We start from the raw sequence: 5,130 nt of genomic DNA, 5'->3' as shown, positions 1-5,130 counted from the left end.
GAGGGGGGCTCTGCCCCAGCCGGATCCACGGTAGTGCCGGCCGCTGGCCGGCAACCGACCACGCCGGAGACCCAGCGATGAGCCGCCTGCGCGACAACCCGTGGGTGCTGCCGGCCAGCGTGGTGGTGGCCCTGCTGCTGGGCCTGCTGCCGCTGCCGGCGCTGCTGCAGCCGCTGCGCCCGTATTGGCTGGCGCTGGTGCTGGCGTACTGGGTGATCGAGACGCCCGAGCGCGTCGGCCTGGGCATCGCCTTCGCCAGCGGCGTGGTGGCCGACCTGCTGTACGGCGGCGTGCTCGGTGAACAGGCACTGCGGCTGGTGATGCTGGCCTTCATCCTGCAGCGTTTCCGCGCCCGCATCCGCTTCTTCCCGATGTCGCAGCAGATGCTGGCCATCGGTGGCCTGCTGTTCAACGATCGCATCGTCAGCGCGCTGGTCCACATCCTGGTGGGCGAGCCGACCCTGCCGTGGTCGTACTGGTGGGCCCCGCTGCTGGGCATGGGCCTGTGGCCGCTGGTGTTCGTGCTGCTGGACGCGGTGCGCTTCGGCAAGCGCGGGCGCTGAGCCATGATCCCGCGCCGCCAGGTCAAGAATCCGCACGCCGAAGCCGAACAGTTCCGCCGCCGTGCGGCGCTGGGTTTCCTGGGCGTGCTGGTGTGCCTGCTGGGCCTGGGGGGCTGGTACTTCAAGCTGCAGGTGTTGGACCACGACGTCTACGCCACGCGCTCTGAGGCCAACCGCATCAAGCCGCGGCCGGTAGTGCCCGGGCGCGGCATGATCTACGACCGCAACGGTCGCCTGCTGGCCGAGAACGTGCCAGCGTTCCGCCTGGACGTGACCCCGGACAAGGTCAAGGACATGGACGCCACCCTGCAAGGGTTGGCGAAGATCATCAACATCAGCCCGGAAGAGCTGGAAGCGTTCAACAAGTCGCGCAAGGCGCGCCGCAAGTTCCTGCCGGTCACGCTGAAGCTGCGCATGAGCGACGAGGAGATGGCGCGCTTCGCCGTCGACCGCTGGCGCTTCCCCGGCGTCGAGCTGGAGCCTTACCTGACCCGGCGCTACCCGTACGGCGACCTGTTCGCGCACATCATCGGCTACGTCGGCCGTGTCGACGACAAGGATCTGGAGATCCTCGGCGAGGGCAATGCCGCGCTGACCCACATCGGCAAGTCCGGCCTGGAGCGCTATTACGAGCAGCAGCTGCGCGGCAAGGTCGGCTACGAGCAGGTCGAGACCAACGTGCAGGGCCGTGCGATCCGCACCATCGGCCGGGTGGCCGCGCAGTCCGGCGCCGACCTTCGGCTGTCGATCGACGCCGACCTGCAGCGCGCCATGGTGGCCGCGTTCGGTGACCAGGAAGGCTCGGCGGTGGCGATGGACCCGCGTACCGGCGAGGTGCTGGCGATGGTCAGCCTGCCGTCCTACGACCCCAACCTGTTCGTCAACGGCATTTCCCATGCCGACTTCAAGGCGCTGAACGAGAACCCGTCGCGGCCGCAGTTCAACCGCCTGGTGCTCGGTGGCGTTGCCCCCGGTTCCACGCTGAAGCCGCTGATCGGCCTGGCCGGCCTGGACTCGGGCGTGCGCCGCCCGGAAGACAAGGTGCTGTCCACCGGCATGTTCTACCTGCCCGGCACCAGCCGTGGCTGGGGTGATGCGCATCGTGGCGGCCACGGCTGGACCGACCTGCGCAAGTCCATCGCCGAGTCGGTCAACACCTACTACTACAAGCTGGCGCTGGACCTGGGCATCGAGCGCTTCGACCATTACATGGAGTACTACGGCTTCGGCCAGCCGACCGGCATCGACCTCACCGGCGAGATCGGTGGCATCCTGCCGTCGCCGGCCTACAAGCGGAAGAGCCGCAAGGAAGCCTGGTACCCCGGTGATACGGTCAACATCAGCATCGGCCAGGGCGACTGGAAGGTCACCCCGCTGCAGCTGGCGCGCGGGGTCAGCGGCCTAGCCGACGGCCAGCTGCGCACCCCGCACCTGGTGATCCAGCAACGCGACGGTTTCGACAGCGACTGGACGGCGACGCCGCCCGGCGCGAGCAAGCCGGTCAGCCCCAACCCCAGCAACGTGCAGGCGGTGCGCGAGGGCATGATGGCGACCATGCGGCCCGGCGGCAGCGGCTGGCGCGTGGCGGTCGGTGCGCCGTACGTGATGGCTGGCAAGACTGGTACCGCGCAGGTCATCAGCCGCAAGGGCACCGCCGCGGTGAACCCGAAGAGCCTGCCGATGCACCTGCGCCACCGCGCGCTGTTCGTCGGCTTCGCGCCGGTCGAAAACCCGGTGATCGCGATCGCGGTGGCAGTGGAAGGTGGCGGTTACGGCGGTTCGGCCGCTGCGCCTATCGCACGCAAGGTGTTCGACGCCTACCTGCTGGGCAAGATGCCCGAAGGCATGCAGCCGCTGGACAGCGAGCGTGGCACCACCGCCATCGGCGCCACCGCGTTCGACAACGAAGACGCCGGCGCACGCAAGGCCGGTGATCTGGCGGCCGCGCAGCTGGGCGAACACCCGGTGCAGGTGGGGGCACCCACGCCCGAACCGGCCCCTGCGCCGCAGCCCGGTACGCCGGCCGCGGCTGCACTGCCAGCCACGCCACGCGCGACAGTTGCGGAGCCCGCACGATGAAAGTGTTCCTGCGCTGGGCCGGCGACATGCTGCGCCGCTTCTTCAGCACGCTGGACTGGGTGCTGTGCCTGGCCCTGGGCGCGCTGATGGTGATTGGCCTGGCCACGTTGAAGAGTGCCGGTGGCGACGGCCTGGTGATGGCCCAGGGCGCGCGTTTCGCGGTGGGCATGGCCGCGCTGTGGGGTATCTCGCGGGTGCCGATCCTGCGCATCCGCTCGGCCACGCCGATGATCTATGCGATCTCGATGATTCCGCTGCTGGCGGTATTCGTGCTCGGCACCGGCAAGTACGGCCGGCAGTGGCTGGACCTGAAGTTCTTCTACCTGCAGCCGGCCGAGCTGCTGAAGGTCAGCCTGCCGATGATGGTGGCCTGGTACCTGCACAAGATGCCGCTGCCGCCGCGCTTCAACACCGTGCTGGTGGCCTTGATCATCATCGGGGTGCCGACCGGCCTGGTGATGCTGCAGCCGGACTTCGGTACCGGCGTGCTGATCGCCGCCAGCGGCGTGTTCGTGCTGCTGCTGGCGGGCCTGCCGTGGTGGTGGGTCGGCCTGGGCGTGGGCGGCGTGGCCGCGGTTGCGCCGGTGGCCTGGTTCTGGCTGCTGCGGCCATACCAGAAGGACCGCATCATGATGTTCCTGGACCCGGAGATGGATGCACTGGGGGCCGGCTGGAACATCATCCAGTCGAAGATCGCGATTGGCTCCGGCGGCTTCGATGGCAAAGGCTGGGGCGAAGGCTCGCAGTCGCACCTGAACTTCATTCCCGAGCAGACCACTGACTTCGCGTTCTCGGTGCTGAGCGAGGAATTTGGCTGGATGGGTGTGGCCCTGGTGCTGACCCTGTACCTGGTGGTGATCGGGCGTTGCCTGTGGATCGCCAGCCAGTCGCGCGATTCGTATTCGCGCCTGCTGGCCGGTGCCACCGGCCTGGCGTTCTTCGTCTACGTACTGGTGAACGGCGGGATGATTTCCGGCTTGTTGCCGGTGGTGGGCGTGCCGATGCCGCTGATCAGCTACGGCGGCACTTCGGCCGTATCGCTGCTGGCCGGCTTCGGACTGGTGATGGCGGTGCGCAGCCACAACCCGGTGCACGGCGGCTACGGCTAGCCGCCGCGCTTCCTGCTCCTGCTCTTTGTAGAGCCGAGCCATGCTCGGCTGCCCTCCGTGCAATGCGCACGGGTCCCGAGCCGCGAATGACTCGGCGCTACATAAGCACGGATCGGCCATGACAGCTTCACGCAAGCACGCATTGCTACCGTGCCCGCGTGGAATGGAAACGACTGCTTGGCGGCTGCCGTGAGGCAGTGCGCACGATTGATCTGCCGTTGCTCGTCGCGCTGTTGATCCTGATGGCGGCTGGCCTGGCGGTGCTGCAAAGCGTGTCCGGCCCGGTGGCCGGGCAGGCGGCGCGTTTTGCCGGTGGCCTGGCCGCGATGTGGCTGCTGTCGCGCGTTTCGCTGCTGCGACTGCGCGCGTGGACCCCTGCGATCTACGCGCTGTCGATGCTGCCGCTGATGGCGGTGTATGTGATCGGTACCGGCAAGTACGGGCAACGCTGGCTCAATCTCGGCGTGTTCTACCTGCAGCCGTCCGAGCTGCTCAAGCTCAGCCTGCCGCTGATGATGGCCTGGTACCTGCACCGGCAGCCGTTGCCGCCCTCGCCACGCACGGTGCTGACGGCCGCAGTGTTGATCGGCGTACCCGCCGTGTTGATCCTGATGCAGCCCAACCTCGGTACCGCCACGCTGGTCACCGCCAGCGGCGTGTTCGCACTGCTGTTGGCCGGGTTGCACTGGGGCTGGGTGGCGACCGGTGCGACGGGTCTGGCGGTGGCTGCGCCGCTGGCCTGGTTCGGCCTGTTGCGGCAGTACCAGAAGGATCGCGTACTGACCTTCCTCGACCCTGCGGCGGATCCGCTCGGCACCGGTTGGAACATCCTGCAGTCGCGCATCGCGATCGGCTCCGGTGGTTGGGACGGCCGCGGCTGGGGGCAGGGCACGCAGGCCACGCTGGATTTCCTGCCCGAGTACACCACGGACTTTGCGTTCTCGGTGCTGGCCGAAGAGTTCGGCTGGATCGGCGTGGCCACCGTGTTCGCGCTGTACCTGTTCGTGGTCGGCCGCTGCCTGTGGATCGCGGTGCACGCCCGCGACACGCACGCACGGTTGCTGGCCGGCAGCCTGGGCTTGGCGTTCTTCGTGTACGTACTGGTGAACGGCGGGATGATCTCCGGCCTGCTGCCGGTGGTGGGCATTCCGATGCCGTTGATCAGTTATGGCGGTACCTCGGCGGTGTCGCTGCTGGCGGGTATCGGGCTGGTGATGGCGGTGCGCGGGCACCGGCCCGTGCACGGGGGATAGGGTTTCCAGCCAACGGCGCAGCCCCTCGTGGGTGGTGTCTGGGGGGTCTCGGAAAGCAGAAGCCGCGGGTGGGCCGGTCGGGTTGGGTACGCGGGGGACGCCGTGAATCCGTCCATGGAGGCTTGG

At 68.4% G+C, this 5,130-nt stretch carries 4 protein-coding genes; all 4 read left to right on the top strand.

Annotated elements, in window-relative coordinates; genetic code table 11:
* Positions 1–77: 77 nt before the first annotated feature.
* The 4 genes from mreD to rodA (QRO91_RS21815) all read left to right on the top strand — a co-directional run bounded on the left by mreD (position 78) and on the right by rodA (QRO91_RS21815) (position 5,004).
* Positions 78–563 carry a rod shape-determining protein MreD gene (mreD, locus tag QRO91_RS21830; protein WP_049431823.1) on the top strand — a complete coding sequence of 162 codons (486 nt, stop codon included), beginning with the start codon at positions 78–80 and terminating at the stop codon, positions 561–563.
* 3 nt (positions 564–566) lie between these two features.
* The gene (gene mrdA, locus QRO91_RS21825; RefSeq protein WP_049431827.1) at positions 567–2,642 is read left to right on the top strand and encodes a penicillin-binding protein 2; all 2,076 of its coding nucleotides are present in this window, start codon (positions 567–569) and stop codon (positions 2,640–2,642) included.
* Positions 2,639–3,751, top strand: a complete 1,113-nt coding sequence (gene rodA, locus QRO91_RS21820) for a rod shape-determining protein RodA (RefSeq protein WP_005411073.1) — start codon at positions 2,639–2,641, stop codon at positions 3,749–3,751. The genes mrdA and rodA (QRO91_RS21820) overlap by 4 nt, the downstream gene beginning before the upstream one ends.
* Positions 3,752–3,909: 158 nt before the next feature.
* A complete protein-coding gene (gene rodA, locus QRO91_RS21815; protein WP_049431831.1) occupies positions 3,910–5,004 on the top strand; it encodes a rod shape-determining protein RodA in 1,095 nt (364 codons plus the stop codon).
* The last annotated feature ends 126 nt before the right edge of the window (positions 5,005–5,130 follow it).

Origin of the sequence: Stenotrophomonas maltophilia group sp. Smal32 (assembly GCF_030237085.1) — a bacterium.
GTDB classification, from domain to species: Bacteria; Pseudomonadota; Gammaproteobacteria; order Xanthomonadales; family Xanthomonadaceae; genus Stenotrophomonas; species Stenotrophomonas maltophilia_Q.
The sequence above is the reverse complement of the archived record's forward strand: the minus strand, read 5'-3'. Positions and strand labels throughout refer to the sequence as shown.

Coding starts and splice junctions, on each gene's coding strand:
- mreD (WP_049431823.1), top strand. CDS start 78: ATGAGCCGCCTGCGCGACAACCCGTGGGTGCTGCCGGCCAGCGTGGTG.
- mrdA (WP_049431827.1), top strand. CDS start 567: ATGATCCCGCGCCGCCAGGTCAAGAATCCGCACGCCGAAGCCGAACAG.
- rodA (WP_005411073.1), top strand. CDS start 2,639: ATGAAAGTGTTCCTGCGCTGGGCCGGCGACATGCTGCGCCGCTTCTTC.